The sequence below is a fragment of the Actinoplanes sp. NPDC048988 genome, from assembly GCF_043197815.1.
Lineage (GTDB): Bacteria > Actinomycetota > Actinomycetes > Mycobacteriales > Micromonosporaceae > Actinoplanes.
This window is the reverse complement of record NZ_JBICTW010000011.1, coordinates 212,729-227,756: the sequence shown is the minus strand read 5'-3', so window position 1 is coordinate 227,756 and position 15,028 is coordinate 212,729. Positions and strand designations below refer to the sequence as shown.

General features: G+C 71.6%; 12 protein-coding genes. 6 read left to right on the top strand and 6 right to left on the bottom strand.

The features are described from left to right. Nucleotides 1-125: 125 nt before the first annotated feature. On the top strand, nt 126-1,538 hold the full coding sequence (locus ACGFJ7_RS30195) for an Nramp family divalent metal transporter (protein ID WP_360259132.1): 1,413 nt from the start codon (nt 126-128) through the stop codon (nt 1,536-1,538). Nucleotides 1,539-2,042: 504 nt separating this feature from the next. Beyond that, entirely contained in the window at nt 2,043-2,450 is a 408-nt protein-coding gene (locus tag ACGFJ7_RS30190; protein WP_392645079.1) for a hypothetical protein, read from the top strand. 468 nt (nt 2,451-2,918) lie between these two features. On the opposite strand, the gene ACGFJ7_RS30185 is transcribed toward ACGFJ7_RS30190, so the two are convergent. From ACGFJ7_RS30185 to ACGFJ7_RS30175, 3 genes are all read right to left on the bottom strand, one after another. Further along, the gene (locus tag ACGFJ7_RS30185) at nt 2,919-3,164 is read right to left on the bottom strand and encodes a hypothetical protein (RefSeq protein ID WP_360259128.1); all 246 of its coding nucleotides are present in this window, start codon (nt 3,162-3,164) and stop codon (nt 2,919-2,921) included. Further along, nucleotides 3,161-3,979, bottom strand: coding sequence for a hypothetical protein (locus ACGFJ7_RS30180; protein WP_360259125.1), 819 nt, complete (start codon nt 3,977-3,979; stop codon nt 3,161-3,163). Before ACGFJ7_RS30180 ends, ACGFJ7_RS30185 begins: the two co-directional genes overlap by 4 nt. A gap of 93 nt (nt 3,980-4,072) precedes the next feature. Further along, nucleotides 4,073-5,122, bottom strand: a complete 1,050-nt coding sequence (locus ACGFJ7_RS30175; RefSeq protein ID WP_392645077.1) for a DUF6183 family protein — start codon at nt 5,120-5,122, stop codon at nt 4,073-4,075. A gap of 45 nt (nt 5,123-5,167) precedes the next feature. On the opposite strand from ACGFJ7_RS30175, the gene ACGFJ7_RS30170 reads away from it, so the two are divergent. Continuing rightward, nucleotides 5,168-5,620: an SRPBCC family protein gene (locus ACGFJ7_RS30170; RefSeq protein ID WP_360259121.1), complete on the top strand. Its 453-nt coding sequence runs from the start codon at nt 5,168-5,170 to the stop codon at nt 5,618-5,620. Here the strand turns inward: ACGFJ7_RS30170 and ACGFJ7_RS30165 are convergent. Next, complete coding sequence (locus tag ACGFJ7_RS30165; protein WP_360259119.1) at nt 5,546-5,803, bottom strand: hypothetical protein; 258 nt, start codon at nt 5,801-5,803, stop codon at nt 5,546-5,548. The two genes, ACGFJ7_RS30170 and ACGFJ7_RS30165, sit on opposite strands and share 75 nt — an antisense overlap. 63 nt (nt 5,804-5,866) lie before the next feature. Continuing rightward, on the bottom strand, nt 5,867-6,430 hold the full coding sequence (locus tag ACGFJ7_RS30160) for a hypothetical protein (protein WP_360259117.1): 564 nt from the start codon (nt 6,428-6,430) through the stop codon (nt 5,867-5,869). Nucleotides 6,431-6,533: 103 nt separating this feature from the next. Between ACGFJ7_RS30160 and ACGFJ7_RS30155 the strand changes: the two genes are divergently transcribed. The 3 genes from ACGFJ7_RS30155 to ACGFJ7_RS30145 all read left to right on the top strand — a co-directional run bounded on the left by ACGFJ7_RS30155 (nt 6,534) and on the right by ACGFJ7_RS30145 (nt 9,455). Then, a complete protein-coding gene (locus ACGFJ7_RS30155) occupies nt 6,534-7,886 on the top strand; it encodes a thiamine pyrophosphate-binding protein (protein WP_360259114.1) in 1,353 nt (450 codons plus the stop codon). Nucleotides 7,887-8,039: 153 nt separating this feature from the next. Then, complete coding sequence (locus ACGFJ7_RS30150) at nt 8,040-8,882, top strand: hypothetical protein (RefSeq protein ID WP_392645075.1); 843 nt, start codon at nt 8,040-8,042, stop codon at nt 8,880-8,882. Nucleotides 8,883-8,930: 48 nt separating this feature from the next. Continuing rightward, entirely contained in the window at nt 8,931-9,455 is a 525-nt protein-coding gene (locus ACGFJ7_RS30145; RefSeq protein WP_360259107.1) for a hypothetical protein, read from the top strand. Nucleotides 9,456-9,491: 36 nt separating this feature from the next. On the opposite strand, the gene ACGFJ7_RS30140 is transcribed toward ACGFJ7_RS30145, so the two are convergent. After that, the gene (locus tag ACGFJ7_RS30140; RefSeq protein ID WP_392645073.1) at nt 9,492-14,918 is read right to left on the bottom strand and encodes a biotin carboxylase N-terminal domain-containing protein; all 5,427 of its coding nucleotides are present in this window, start codon (nt 14,916-14,918) and stop codon (nt 9,492-9,494) included. Nucleotides 14,919-15,028 lie beyond the last annotated feature (110 nt).

Below are 15,028 nucleotides of genomic sequence, written 5' to 3'. Positions count from 1 at the left end.
CGGGTACGTCGAGAGGAGCGGCCCAACTTCAGCCGTTCGAGAGGGCGGAACGCGCGGCTTGACAGTGGTGGCGGTCACACCGGATAACTAACGTACCGGTTCGTACATACCCCTCGGAGTTCGACATGCCTCGATCGCGCGTCACCACCGACCAGGCGGTTCAGGAGACATCGAGAAACCTGCCCGAGCCCCTGCCGCTCCGCCGGATGATCGGCCCCGGCGTCGTGGCCGTGGGCATCGGCATGGCCGCCGGCGAGATCATCCTCTGGCCCTACCTGACCGCGATCGGCGGTCTCGGCCTGCTCTGGCTGGCCTTCTGCACGCTCGCCGTCCAGTTCGTCATCAACATGGAGATCGAGCGCTACACCCTCGCGACCGGCCAGACCGTCGTGGCCGGATTCTCCCGCTGGTGGAAAGGGTGGGGCGTCATCATCTGTCTGGCCGGGGCCTTCCAGTACGTGTGGCCCGGCTGGGCGACCAGCGGCTCCACCGTCTTCACGTACCTTGTCGGCTGGGGCGACCCGGTCTGGATCACGATCGTCACCCTGGTCGCGGTCGGCCTGCTGCTCACCCTGTCCAAGGTCGTCTACACCACTGTCGAACGCGTCGAGACGCTCAAGGTCGCCCTCACCCTGTTCTTCCTGCTCGTCGTGGTCGTCTTCGTCATCTCCCTGACCACGTGGGGTGACGCCGCCACGGCGACGGTCACCGAGTTCGGCCGGATCCCCGACGGCATCACCTTCACCCTCATCCTGAGCGCGATCGGGGCGGCCGGCGCCGGCGGTGTCCACAATCTGGTCCTCAGCAACTGGATCCGCGACAAGCGGTACGGCATGGGCGCGCACGTGCCCCGCCTCGTCTCGCCCATCACCGGCCGCGAGGAGGCGGCCGGCGCCGACCGCTATCTGTTCCCCACGGACGAGGAGAACCTGAGCCGCTGGCGCGTCTGGTGGAAGCGGGCGAACACCGAACATCTGGTCACGTTCGTCGCGGTCTGCTTCGTGACGATCAGCATCATGAGCCTTCTGGCGTACGAGACCCTGTTCGGCCGCGACGACCTCAAGAACGACACGTCGTTCCTCCGCATCGAGGCCGGCATCCTGGCCGACCAGGTCGGCGGCTGGCTCAAACTGCTGTTCCTGGCCGTGGCCGCCGTGTCGCTGTGGGCGGCCGCGATGGGCCTGCTCGACATCATCGGCCGCGTCGCGTCGGACTTCCTGCGCCGCAACTACCTGGCCGGATCGACCCGCTGGACCGAGCCGCGCCTGTACCTGACCGTCGTCTGGGCCGAGATCGTCCTGGGCTCGACGATCCTGCTGGCCGGCTTCACCCAGCCCCTGGGCCTGCTGATCGTGTCCACCTGCGCCGCCTCGGTGGTCACCCTGCTCTACTCGATCCTGCTGGTCCGCCTCAACCTGCGCGACCTGCCCAGCGCCATCCGCACGCGGGGCTGGCGCCTGGGCGGCATGCTGATCGCCATCGGCTTCTACGGCTTCTTCGCGGTGGCCATGGTCGTCACCCAGCTGCAGAAGCTCTAGCTCGAGCTTTGACCTTGATCTCGCAGCGGAGCGCGTCCACGCCCTGGTCAGAGCCCTCGCCGTCATGGTCGACACCGGCGAGCCAGGAGCACTACCGGACTGGCTCAACCAGCTCGAGACCAGCCGCCTGCCCGGACTGCCCAGCCTCGCCGAAGTCATCCGCGAAGACTCCCGCTCCTACACCACCGAGTCGTGCCGATCGCAGCCTGCGACCTGGTTGCCACCGCCGGTCGTCACTGAACGTAGCGGCGACTTTCCTCAGCAGGCGACGCAACGCAGCGACGGTGCGTTGTCGGCGGTAAGTCCGTCTACGAGATGCATTCTGGCTGGTCGGCAACTACGCTCATGGGGCGCGTCGGGCAAAGGCGGGTGGGAAAGTCCGTTACCGGCACTTTTGTGCTGACGACCGCAAGGTATGAGCCGGTTCGAGTCCGGTAGCCCGGCGCGCTTTGTCTGCGGCAGATCCGTACGGCTTCGCCGCCAGAGAAACATTATTCTCCGCTCATGGAACCGGTGAACGTACTGGCGATCGGGATCAATCTTGATCTTGTGCTGGCGAAGGACGGTGGGCGTGTGAACCCACTGCTCGGCGGCTATGCCACGGGAGACCGGTTCACGTATCGGCCCAACTGGGGACTACCCGATTGGCCTGGAGGAAGGCAGACCGCAGGACCCGTGCTGGGCTTCTCGCGGCCTCAAATTCGCCCTGGGGACAGTGTCCGGGCGATCGTGGTCGCGCTGTTTCTCGAGCACACTCCGGACTGGCAAGACGTGGGGCCGGATGACGTGCTCCGGATGTACGAAGGCTCGCGAATCTGCGGTCACGGGCGCGTCGCTTGGGTCAAGCCCGCCATCTGGCCGATGCCCGAGGACGAGCAGGACCGCCTGGCGGCGTGGTTGATCCCGACCTGACGCGCCCATCATGACCGCTCATCGCCAGATCCGGACGCCGCCGGACCGACCGATATGACGCATTGCGGTAGACCGTTCTTGTGCCTGCTTGACCGCGAGCCCGCGGCTGCACTCACAAATGTCGATGGCTGCTGTTGCTCGGTGGCGTACGCGGCTCTGCACTGAAGCCGTACGCCGGCACCTGCGCCCAACTACGCCTCGCTCGAGGCGCCGTCGCGGATCTACGCCGGCCCGGGGAACGCCCCGCCCCGACCGGCATGTTCATTCCCGCTCGTATCCGGCGAGGGTTTCGGTACCTGGACTGCCAAGCCGGCAACCCCGTGGCAGCACCACAACCCTCCCGGCCGGTTACCAGGACACCGCAACCGGCACCCGGCAACCCGCCTCGACGTCCACATCGTCACCAGCAGGAAGCCAGCCACCGGCACGAGCAACCAAAAGGCCGCGCCGAAGAGGTTGGGAATCAAGCTAGGGCCGGTCGTCCGGGCCGGGCTTGCCGGAGTCCGTTCCGGACCGCCGGTTCTGCACCTGGTATGTGACGGTGCCCGTGCCCGCCGCCCCGATGAACAAGGCCAGGACCGCGGTCACCCATTGGCCGTCGGTGATGGTGTCGAATCCGGTGTTCTCGCCCTGGAGCGCTGACAGAAGGGCGGCCAGAAAGGCGATGAGCCCACCGGCCACAGCGGCGAAGACGGCTTTCAAGTACGGGCTCACGGTGCCTCCTCGGGTTTGCTGATGTCGACGCGGAAATCCGCCGCCTCGGGCAGGACGAAGACGGTCTGCGACGGCTTCCAGCCGGCGCCGACCATGACGTACTTCTGATTCGCGTACCGGACTAGCCGGAGACCGTCGTACCGAAATCGGGGATTTTTCGCCGGCGTGACTTTCACGCCGGAGCCGGCCAGAAACAGGTTCCGGTCGCTGTAGATCGTGATGACCGGCAACTCGCCGAGCGAGTCGGCGGCCTCCTTCGCGCCGTTCTGGTGGGCGAGCTCGGCCAGCGCGTTCACGCTGATCAGGGCGAGCGCCACCGCGCACCCGGCGATGCCGTAGCGCCAGAACCGGCGGGCCGGCTCCGCCGTGTGCGGGTACTCGGACACGAGGAAGGCGAAGAAGGCCGACATGGCGATGGCGGCGGCGGTGAGGGCCGAGGCGAGCACCGCCCGGTGCGCGGACCAGAGAGCGTACCCGGCGATCAGCCCGGCGCAGGCGAGGACGAGGCAGGCGATGGACGCCGCGAAATAGCGGGTGTCGCCGGCGACGATCCAGGCCGACGCGCCCTTGGACCCGGCCACCAGGAACACGCAGGCGAGCAGGCCGATCCCGAAGAAGATGAACACGTGCCGGCCGCCGATGAGCAGGACGTCGTAGAGCTTCGGGTCGAAGAATTCGCGGGGACTACCCAGATATCCGTAGTAGCCGTCGTTGTAGGACTGCCCGATGTAATAGGCGACCGCGCCGAGGACGGCGGTCTGCGCGACCACGAACTGGGCGGCGGATGCCCATCCCGGGCGAAGCTCGTCGGCCATGACCGGCCTCCACGGGGCGACGGCTGAGGGTTGCACCTCAGTGCACTCCTCGGCACGCGCCAACGGCTGCGCAGCGTCGGGAAGCCGACCGCCTCAGTCGGTGTCGGTGGCGGCCAGCACGGCCAGGCGCCGGCGGTCCGGGGAGACGACGGCCAGGCCGAGATCCCAGGCGACCCGGTCGAACCACTTGCTCGCGCCGGCGAAGGAGTGCCAGGCGGCGGCGTGAGCCAGAGCCTCCACGTCGGCCGCCGGGGCGTCCGGTGGGGCGCCGATCAGGGCGGCCACCGACTGCCAGGCGAACAGGCGGCCGTACGCGCCGTAGTCGCCGCCGTTGTAGGCGCCGCCGCCCGAGGCCGCGAGGAAGAGCTGCTGCCAGGCCTGGGTCGCGGTGCACGGGCCGGGGTTGCTCTTCGGCTTGCGGTAGCTCGCCAGGCCGAGGGCGGCCAGGGTGGCGGGGAGGCCGTCGAGGCCGTCGTCGAGGGCGAAGGTCCGCGCCTCGACGCGGCCGTTGGAGGATTCGGCCCAGTTGGCGACCGCGGTGCTTATGGCGGCGGCCTCGGCCTCGGTGGTGGTCTCGCGGGCGGGCTTGGCGGTGCCGCGCTTACGGGCTGGGGCCACGGCCAGATTAGCCAGGTCGCGGCTGCCGCCGGTCAGGGTGTAGTGGGGGAGGCCGGGCCGGCCCTCCAAGGGCGTCAGGGCCGGCGGAAGCCAGGCCAGCGGATGGTGCCCGGGGTACCACACCTCGGCGCCGCGCAGGATCAGTTCCTGGCGGACGCAGGCGCGCAGCTCCTCGCTGCCGTGGGCGTCGACCGCCGGCAGCAGGGTGCCCGCGGAGTGGGCGGAGGCGAGCAGCGAGGCCGCGTACCGGGTCTGGCGCCGCGCGGCGGTCACCCGGATCAGGCGCAGGGCCTGGTCGAGCGTTCCCGGGTTCAGGCTGAGCAGGCGCAGGGTCCGGTCGAAGACGCTGCGGTACTGCCACGGCGGCGGGGTGTCCTGGCCGTGCCGCCGCCACACCGCGATGCCCAGGTCGGCCACGAAGGCCGCGTCCCCGGCGGCGAGACGCCGGTCGGCGACGGCCCACACCCCGGTCACGTCGTCCAGCTCGGTGAGCCCGGCCGCGATCGCCGGCGGATCCTCGTTCATGCCACCCCTGCCACAGATCGGAAGCCAGGGGAGAATACTGGAGCCGTGATCGAGGTCGTGACGGTGATCGACGCGGCGCCGGCCATCGTGTTCGACCTGGAGCTCGACGTGGACGTGCACGCCGCGTCGCTGGCCGGAAGCGGGGAGACCGCGACCACGGCCGGCGGGGGCCGCCGGCTCGGGCCGGGCGACGAGGTGACGTTCCGCGCCCGTCACTTCGGCCTGTGGTGGCGGATGACGAGCCGCGTCACCGCCTACGAGCGGCCGCACCGGTTCGTCGACGAGCAGACGCGGGGCCCGTTCCGGTCGCTGCGGCACGAGCACCGGTTCGAGGAACTGGGCGACGGCCGGACCCGGATGACCGACTCGATGACGGTCGTCGCGCCGCTCGGGCCGCTGGGGGCGATCGTGTCCCGGGTGGTGCTACGGCCGTACCTCAGCAAGCTCTTGACCCGGCGCGCGGCGCACGTGAAGGCGCGAGCCGAACGCCGCCAGTAGCAGGGCCGCGAAGATCAGCAGGCCCGGGATGACGACAAGCTCGGCCGGCACGTTCGCCGCTATCGCGATCGGGATGCTGGGCAGGAACATCGTCACCATCGTCTCGCCGGTGATCGACGAGCTGTCCAGGGCGGCGCCCAGCCTCAGCAGGCCGATCGCGCCGCCGAAAGCCGGCAGCGCCATCGTGACGCAGCCGGCGGCGACCAGGCCAGGATCGCGGCGATGATCAGGGGCCGCCGGGGCATCTCAGGAGGTCACCTTGTAGAGGTCGCCGTACACCCGCATCGCCTCGACGTCGGTGATCGGGCGCAGATTGTCCACCGCGTACTCGCCGCCCAGCACGAAGGGGACCACCGGGATCAGGCGCTCGCCGGGGGAGAGCGGCCGGTGTTTCAGCTGCCACTCGTGGGCCAGGGGACGGCCGGTCATCACCGAGTGGTCGTCGATGATCTCGGTGGCCCAGGCCTCGAGAGAGGGCGCCAGGTGCTCGAGCTCGCCGGTCTCGGGGTTGAACGAGACGACCTCGTCGCCGCGCAGGCCGAACTGGCCGCCGAACACGTCCTCGGCGAAGAAGGTGACGCCGTCCAGGGTGGCGCCGTAGACGGCGCCCCACAACCGGCGGGAGTTCCAGGCGGCCACGTCCAGGACCGGGGCCGCCGGCGCGGAGACCGGGCGGACCAGCAGGGCGGACTCGAAGGCGTAGAAGCCGTTCTTGCGGTCGTGCAGCGCCGCGAGCGGGCCCGGCGCCGGGGAATGGGGAGCCAGAGCCGGGGAACCCGCCGTGATCAGCCGTTCGAGAGCGTCGCCCACGGGCGGGACGATACATGATCGCCGCTCGTGTCCCCGTTCGGGAGAGGCTATCCTTCTTGCCTTCGACGAGACGCCCGTGGGCTGCGAGATCCAAGGGAGATCGATGGCCGGTTCCACCCACGCGCAGGCCTTCGCCGAGGCGATCCTCTCCAGTGGCCGTACCCATGTCTTCGCCCTGCTGGGTGAGGACAACGCGGCCCTGCTGTTCGCCCTGCGCGAGCGCGGCGTCGAGGTGGTGCCGGCCCACCACGAGAGCGCGGCGGTGGCGATGGCCGAGGGGTACGCGTGGGCGACCGGCCGGCCGGGCATCTGCTCGGTGCCGCACGGGCTGGGGCTGAGCGAGGTGGTGTCGTCGCTGCGGCTGGCCTCGCGGAACCGGTCGGCGGTCGTGCTGATCGCGGCCGCCGTGGAGCACGAGGTGAGCGCGTACCGCCGGATGTGGCCCGGTGAGGACCCGGCGGCGGTGCTGGCCGACGCGCTGAGCCTGGCCGCCGACCGGCTGCGGCCGGTGGTGGTCGGTGTCGGCCCGGACCTGCTGGCCGCGCCGGTGCGGGTCGGCGCGGTGAAGCTGCCGGCGCCCCGGCCCCGCATCGGTCTGCCGGTGGGCGACGACGCGGCGGTGGCCCGCCGGTTGACGGCGGTGCTGGCCCGCGCGAAGCGGCCCGTGCTCCTGGCCGGGCGGGGCCTTCAAGCGACGGACAGTGCTTATCTGGTACGGGTTCTGGCCGAGCGCACCGGAGCCGCCCTGGCCACCACGCTCGGTGCCAAGGGCCTGTTCGACGGTCACGCGCAGGACCTGGGGCTGGCCGGCGACCTGGCCCACCCGGCCGCCGAGCGGGTGCTCCGCGCGGCCGACCTGGTGCTGGCCTTCGGAACGGCGCGGTCGGCGACCGGTGACGGCGACGCGGCGGAGATCCTGGCCCTGCTCGGTGACGCCGCGACCCGGCGGCCGCCGTGGTTCACGCCGGTCGGATCGGCCGCCGAGTGCTGGCGGGAGGATCTGCGGGACCACGCGCCGCCGATCCCGGCCGGGACGGTCGACCCCAGGCGGGCGCTGGCCACGATCGATGAGCTCATCCCGGCCGACGCCGTCGTGGTGGTGGGTGGCGGCCGGTGCGAGGCGTTCGCGTGCGCGCTCATCGCCCGTCCCCGCGAGGGCCGCTTCATCGCCGCCGAGAGCCGGGCCCTGCCGCTGGCGATCGGCGCCGCCCTGGCGTCCCCCGGACGCAAGGTGGTCGTCTTCGACGGCGACCTGACCCCGGCCGGCGAACTCACCGGCCTGGATCTGACGCTGTTCCTGCTCAACCCGGGCGGCGCCGGGGTCGGCAGCGCCGATGACGTGGCCGGCGTGGCGCGGGCGGCGCTTCGGACCGGGCCGGCGATCGTGGAGATCCGCACGGCGCCGGAGGTCGTGCCGCGCCATCGGCGTGGGCCGGCCGCGCGGGAAGACCGGTGACGCTGACCGGGGCCGACTACGTCGCCTGGCTGCTGAGGGCCAACCGGCGGTTCGGCGCGGACGGGGAGCTGCGCAGCGGGCGGGTGTTCGCCGAGGCGTACCGGACCGCAGTGGGGCGAGCTCACCGACCTGGCCGGCGAGCGGCCCGGCCTCATGCTGCACCCGTCCGGCCTGTGGCGGGAGATCGGCGAGAAGCTGCTCGCCGACCTGGTCGTCAACGAGGGCACCGGATGGCTGCAACGGCAGGAGGCGGCCAGCCGGCTGCTCCTCGAGCATCCGGCGGCCGGCCCGCACCTCATCGAGGCATGCGTCGACCTGGTCGAGGACCCTCACCGGCCGGCCGTGATCGAGCCGCTGTCCCTGTTGGACGTGACGGCGGATCCGGTCGCCAACGCGTACGTCCTCAAGCAGCTGGAGTCGCCGGACAGCGACCGGCATCATCAGGGTGCGCTGCTCGCGGCCGTCCGGAAGATCGAGAACGGGCACTTCCGGGGTGATCAATGGGAGCGGCTGTCCCTCCTGCTGGGACAGACCGGCGCGTCCGGTGAGGCCGCCCGCTTGCTGGGGGCGGCCACCCGCGCGTACACCCGGGAAGCGGAAGAGACCGTCACCGCCGAGGGACGACGGGTCGCCGCCGAGGCGACCGCCCGGCTGGGGAGCGCCGGCGAGCCCGACCCGGCCCGGGCGCTGCAGACCATGACGATGCTCGGTACCGGCGTACACCGGCCGTTGCTCCTCGATCTCCTGACCGGTCCCGGCCATGACCTCGCGGTGCGCCGGGCCGCGGCCTGGGCCATGCCGCACTGCGGTGGGAGCTTCACCGAGCGACAGTGGCGTCTCGTTCTGGCCCGGCAAGGGGACGGGCATGTGCGGCACGGCGTCACGTACGGCATCGGCACCGACGGGCATCGGCGGCTGCTGGACGAGATCGCCGGCGACCCGGCGATGCCCGGGATCGTCCGGGCGACGGCCCGGTGGCTGAAGCCGCACAGGTGAGGTCGCTACAGTCATCCCGCCCACCCCACGAATCAGGAGGAACGACGGATGTCCAGCGGTGACCCCTCGCACCCGAACGCGCGCGGCAAGGTGCTCGTCTACGTGACCGCCGGGGTTCTGGTCGCGGCCGGCCTGGCGCTGCTGATCGGCGGCATCGTCGTCAAGCGCGAGGACGCGGCCCAGGCCGATCGCCTGCAGAGCAAGGGCACGGAGGTCAACGCCGTCCTGCTCGACTACGAGGAGGCGTCGCTGGTCGGCCAGGCCCAGGCGCTGCTGCGGTACTGGATCGGCGACAAGCAGTACGACGCGCGGATCGCCTGCTCCGACGCGAGCGACTGCGACCCGGCGACCCACCCGGCCCTGCAGATCAAGTACGACCCGGCTCACCCGGAGCAGTTCGTCACCGACGACGGCATCACGAACCGGTCGACCAATTTCTTCAACTCGCCGCGCGTCATCATCGCCGGCGCGGTGCTGATTCTGGCCGGTCTTCTCGCGGCTTACTTCCCTTGGCGTACGCGCCGGCGCGTGGCCCGGGCACAAGCGGACCGCGTCTGGCCGCCGCGCGCGTGAGGTGCCGGGGGGCCTTGCTCAAGGCCCCCCGAACTGTCAGCGCTTGAGGCCGTGCTCGATGGCCTCGATGATGCGCGGCCGCAGCTCGGCCGTGCTGATGATGGCGTCCACCGAGCCGACCTGGACCGCCCGCTGGATGCTGTGGACCCGGTCGAACTCGGCCGCCACCTCGCTCACCTTCTCGGCCCGGACCGACGCCTGGAGCTCGGCCAGCCGCGAGTTCAGCGCCGCCCGCTCGGCCCCGGTGGCGCCGGAGACCCGCGCCTGGAGGTCGACCACGCGCGGGTCGGTCGCCGTGCGGTTGTTGACCTCGCCCGAGAAGACGACGGCGGCCGCCGGGGCGCCGCCGAGCACCGAGGCGAACGAGCCCTCCAGCGCCAGGACCGTCATGTTCGGGTTCAGGGCCTTCGAGAAGACCACGAACGCGCCGCCGTGGTAGCGGGAGATGACGCAGAAGACGATCGGGCCCTCGAAGTTGACGATCGCCCGGCCGATCTCCGCCCCGTACTCCAATTGGAGTTTCCGCATCGACTCGGGTGAGCCGTCGAAGCCGGACAGGTTGGCCAGCACGACCAGCGGCCGGTTGCCGGACGCGGCGTTGATGGCGCGGGCGGTCTTCTTCGACGAGCGCGGGAACAGCGTGCCCGCGGTGTACGTGTCCGGGCCGTCGGTGGGCGGGAAGCCCCGGCGCGGCACCGAGCGGGACTCGATGCCGACCAGGCAGACCGGCCACCCGCCGATGTGGACGTCCTGCACGACCGACGTGTCGGCGTCGGCCATGCCGGCCCACCGCTCCAGGACCATGTGGTCCTGGTCGGCCAGCGCGCGCATCACCGTACGGATGTCGAAGGGCTTCTTGCGGTCCGGGTTGTGCTGGGCCGAGAAGATCTCGCCGACCGTGGTGAAGTCGCTGCCGGCGAACGTGTGCGGGAACGAGGACACGTCCCGGTCCGCCGGGTCGTCGCTCCGCGCGCGGCGCGGCCCGGTCTCGCCCGGCAGGACGTACGTGTGGTCGTAGTGGGCCATGAGAACGTCGCGCGCGCCCGCCAGGTCGGGGGCCCAGTACTGCGCCTGGCCGTTGGGGCCCATCACCCGGTCGTAGCCGCCGATGCCGAAGTTGTCCTCGGCCGACACGCCGCCGGAGAAGTCGAGCGACTGCTTGCCGGTGAGCACCATGGCCGAGTCGGGCGTCATGACCAGCACACCCTTGGTGTGCATGAGCATGGTGGCCTCGGCGTTCCAGTACGGCTGGGCGCCGACCGTGATCCCGGCGATCACGATGTTGATCTCGCCACCGGCCTGGGTGAACTCGACGATCCGCTTGAGCGCCGCCGCCACCCAGTCCATGTTCTCGGTGCCGGAGCTCATCGAGATCTTGGCGCCGGCCGACAGGGCGTACCACTCCAGCGGCACCCGCATCCGCTCGGCCAGGTCGAGCGCGGCGATGACCCGGGCCGACTCGGGCTCGGCGAGCGAGCCGAGCGACTTGGTCGGGTCGCCGAGCAGCAGCACGCGGGTGACGCCCTCGGGGTAGCGCTCGGTCTTCGTGGTCACCACACCGGCGACGATGGCCGCCGTGTTACGCCCCCGAGGCCTGTCTGTTCTCTCCAATTTGCCGTCAACGAGGTCATACTCGACGAAGTCGCCGAGCATGCCGGTCAGCTCGTACGGGTAGGTGTTGCCGCGCCGGGCCGCCCGCAGCACCTTCTGCCGGTAGTCGTCGAGGGGCTGCACGACGTCGGTGGTGGGCTCGCCGACCTGCAGCTTGGCGCCGCCCGCCTCGAGGGTGATGCGCACCGAGACCTCGGTGAGCTCGCCGCTCGACGTGCGCTGCCGGGCCAGGAACTCGACCTCCTCCAGGCCGGCGCCGACGGTGGTCGGCAGGATGCGCTGGACGAGGGCGTTCAGCTCGTCGGCCGACAGTTCGGTGGTCGGCCAGATGTAGAAGAAGATGCGGTTGGTGTCGAACCGCTTGTTCTGCGGGCGCTGGGCCTGGATGTTGCGGATCGCGTCGAGGCCGGCCGTGATCGCGTCCTCGACGGCCGGCAGCGCCACCAGCCGGCCGTCGGCCTCGCGCAGCGGGGTCAGGTCGCGGACCTGGCCCATCGCGATCAGCCGCTCGTCGGCCGGGTTGCTGCGGGCGACCGCCTTGAACAGGTAGATCTCCTCGTCGGCCGAGGGCAGCCGGGTGAGGTGGAACTCGCGTAGCCGCTGGAGCTGCAGGCGCTGCGCGATCTGCGGGTGCAGGCCGCGGATCAGCCGGTCCTCGACCAGTTGGCCGCTCTCGTCGGGGCGGAACGTGAAGTGGTGGTGCATGACGCCGCTGCTGCCGGCCACGGTGATCGTGACTCGGCGTCCCTTCAGCGTCCGCGGGGAGAGCGTCTCCGAGAGTCGCGCCGCGATGGCGTCCGCGTCGGGCTGGTCCTCCCACTTCACGTAGATGTCGGCGACCTGGGCATCCTTGATCGCTTCGAGGGCGCTCGGCAGGGCGCTGATGTCGACGGCGGTGGCGACCACCTTGGTCAGGCCGCGCGGGCCGGTGTGCTCGGTGGTGACGAACCGGACGCCGTCGACGTCGTGGGCGGTGAACTCGGTGAGGGCCCGGTTGCTGTAGTAGCGGCGGGTCAAGACCTCCAGCAGCGGGGCGTGGTCGCGCCCGGGCCGGCCGATGCGCTGCCCGATGAGCCGGACCAGGGGCTCGGAGCTGGCCACCATCGACTGGATCCGCTCGGCCCGGTCCGGCGCCTGCGGGTGGGCGTCGAGGTGGCGCAGGTCGTCGCGGACCTCGGCGTAGACCCGGGCCCGGTTGCGGCGCAGCAGCGGCTGGGCGAACCAGCGGAACACCACGCCGCGGGCCAGGTCGGACACGGCCGGGAAGCGCACCTGGGTGGCCGAGACGACGTGTTCGAGCACGAGTCCGGCCCGCTCGGCCAGGGGCTCGGCCGGCGGCGACCCGGCCAGCCACTGGCGCAGCAGCTCGGAGACGACGGCGGCCTCGGCCGGCATCCGCTGCTGGGCCAGGAAGACGCGGAAGACGGCGGATTCCAGTTCCGGCGTACGGTCGAGCCCGCTCACGCCGTAATGGGCCAGCACCGCCTCGAGTTTCGCCTGGAAGGCCTCGGTGAGACCGGCCCGCTCGGCGTCGAGGCTCTGCAGGTAGCTGTGGAAGTGCTCGCGGGGGCTGTGCACCGCGTTGCCCGGCTCGGCGTCGGCGTCGCCCTTGTTGCGGCTGAGCTCGAGCAGGTCGGCGAAGACGGTGAGCAGGTCGAGCTCGCCCGGCAGCGGCCGGCCGCCCAGCTCGGCCCGGGCCGCCAGGTAGCCGCCGAGCACGCGCTTGCGGCTCTGCGGGTCGACGTCGAAGCCGAGCAGCATGCTGCGCAGGTCGGCCAGGTGCTCCAGCGCCCGGTCGGCCGCGGGCCTGTGTTCGGGCGCGGCCGGCAGGTCGATCTTGACGTCCGCGCCGCCGCCGGTCTGCTCTTCGGCGCCGTCGCCGAGCGGCTCCAGGCGCATGAGCGGCGCTCCGGTCTCGACCTGGCTGCCGACCGAGACGGGGCACTCGCGCACCCGGGCGTGGAACGGCGCCCGGAGCACCGTCTCCATCTTCATGCTTTCGAGTACGAGGATCGGCGCGCCCGCCTCGACCTCGTCGCCCACGGCGAGCGGGGTCGCCACGACCAGGGCCGGGGCGGGGGAGCGGACCACGCCGCCCTCGTCGCGGCTGACCCGGTGGGTGACGCCGTCGACCTCGACCAGGTGGATCGGGCCGTGCGTGGCGGTGACCAGCCGGAAGCGGCGCCCGTTGACCAGGGCCTGGCCGCTGTGCTCGTCGAAGCGCTCGAGCACCACGTCGGCCGAGTGCACGTCGCCGCCGGCCGAGACGCCGACCCGGAAACGCCGCTGGCCGACCCGGGCCACGGAGACCTTGTACGAGGTGCCGCGCAGCTTGAGGTCGAGCGGGCGGCTGGTGTCGTGCTGGACCTGGGGGCGGCCGCCGTGCGCGGTGGCGAGCAGCCGCTGCCGGCTGACCTCCTCCTCGTCCTCGTACGCCTCGATGGCGGCCGCGGCCAGCGCGATGGCCGAGTGGCGGTGGCTGACCAGGCGGCCCTCGGCCCGGACACGGTCGATCCAGCCGGTGTCGGCGGTCGCCTCGATCACCTCGGGCTGGTCGAGCAGGTCGAGGACGAAGCTCTTGTTGGTGGCGCCGCCCTCGATGATGACGGTGGTCTCGGCCATGGCCCGGCGGAGCCGGCCCAGCGCCTGCTCCCGGTCCGCCCCGTACGCGATGATCTTGGCGATCATCGAGTCGAAGTCGGCCGGGATGGTGTCGCCCTCGCTGACACCGGTGTCGACCCGGATACCCGGGCCGGCCGGCAGGGCGAGCCGGGCGATGCGGCCGGGCGCCGGGGCGAAGTCGCGGTCGGGGTCCTCGGCGTTGAGCCGGGCCTCGACGGCGTGCCCGGACTCGGCCGGCTGCGGGCCCTCGAGACGGCCGCCGCCGGCCACGTGCAGCTGGAGCCGGACCAGGTCGGTGCCGGTGGTGATCTCGGTGATCGGGTGCTCGACCTGCAGGCGGGTGTTGACCTCGAGGAAGGCGAACAGCTTCTCGCCCGGGTGGTAGAGGAACTCGACCGTGCACGCGCCCCGGTAGCCGACCTTGACGGCGAGCCGCTCGGCGCTCCTCTTGAGCTCGGCGGTCTGCTCGGGCCCGAGCACCGGCGAGGCCGACTCCTCGATGATCTTCTGGTTGCGCCGCTGGACCGAGCAGTCGCGCACGCCCAGGGCCCAGGCGGTGCCCTGCCCGTCGGCGATGACCTGCACCTCGACGTGGCGGGCGCCGGTGACCAGGCGCTCCAGGAAGACGACACCGGAGCCGAAGGCGCGCAGGGCCTCCTGGCTGGTCCGCTCGTACGCGTCGGCCAGGTCGGCGCCCGAGGCGACCATGCGGATGCCGCGGCCGCCACCACCGGCGGTGGCCTTGAGCATGAGCGGGTAGCCGATCTCGTCACCGGCCCGCAGCGCGTCGGTGAGGGTGGCCACCTCGCCGCGGCTCCACGGAGCGACCGGGACGCCGACCTCCTCGGCGATCAGCTTCGCGCCGATCTTGTCGCCGAGCTTGCGCATCGCCTCGGCGCTCGGCCCCACGAAGGTCACGCCGATCTTGTCGCACAGCTCGGCGAACGCCGGGTCCTCGGCCACGAAGCCCCAGCCCACCCAGGCCGCGTCGGCCTTGGTGGCGAGCAGCGCCCGCTCGAGAACGGCCAGGTCGAGATAGGGCCGGGCCGAGGCGGGGCCCAGGTTGTACGCGACGTCGGCCTCCCGCACGAAGGTCGAGTTCCGGTCGGCGTCGGTGTAGAGCGCGACCGTCTCGATGTGCGCGCCGGTCTCGGCGGACAGATCCCGGACGGCGTGGATGAGCCGCATCGCGGCCTCTCCGCGGTTGACGATTGCGACACGACTGAACACCGGTTGAGCCTCCCAGCACCACTTACGCGCAGAAGGCGACGTCCGGGTCCCGGAGCGCCGCCTGCACCTGACCTCTACCCTGTCCGATTACCGCCGGGTAACCTATGCCC

Bases quoted from the DNA above. Each gene is read 5' to 3' on its own strand.
- ACGFJ7_RS30195 (WP_360259132.1), top strand. From the start codon at position 126: ATGCCTCGATCGCGCGTCACCACCGACCAGGCGGTTCAGGAGACATCG.
- ACGFJ7_RS30190 (WP_392645079.1), top strand. From the start codon at position 2,043: ATGGAACCGGTGAACGTACTGGCGATCGGGATCAATCTTGATCTTGTG.
- ACGFJ7_RS30180 (WP_360259125.1), bottom strand. From the start codon at position 3,979: ATGGCCGACGAGCTTCGCCCGGGATGGGCATCCGCCGCCCAGTTCGTG.
- ACGFJ7_RS30175 (WP_392645077.1), bottom strand. From the start codon at position 5,122: ATGAACGAGGATCCGCCGGCGATCGCGGCCGGGCTCACCGAGCTGGAC.
- ACGFJ7_RS30165 (WP_360259119.1), bottom strand. From the start codon at position 5,803: ATGGCGCTGCCGGCTTTCGGCGGCGCGATCGGCCTGCTGAGGCTGGGC.
- ACGFJ7_RS30155 (WP_360259114.1), top strand. From the start codon at position 6,534: ATGGCCGGTTCCACCCACGCGCAGGCCTTCGCCGAGGCGATCCTCTCC.
- ACGFJ7_RS30150 (WP_392645075.1), top strand. From the start codon at position 8,040: ATGCTGCACCCGTCCGGCCTGTGGCGGGAGATCGGCGAGAAGCTGCTC.
- ACGFJ7_RS30145 (WP_360259107.1), top strand. From the start codon at position 8,931: ATGTCCAGCGGTGACCCCTCGCACCCGAACGCGCGCGGCAAGGTGCTC.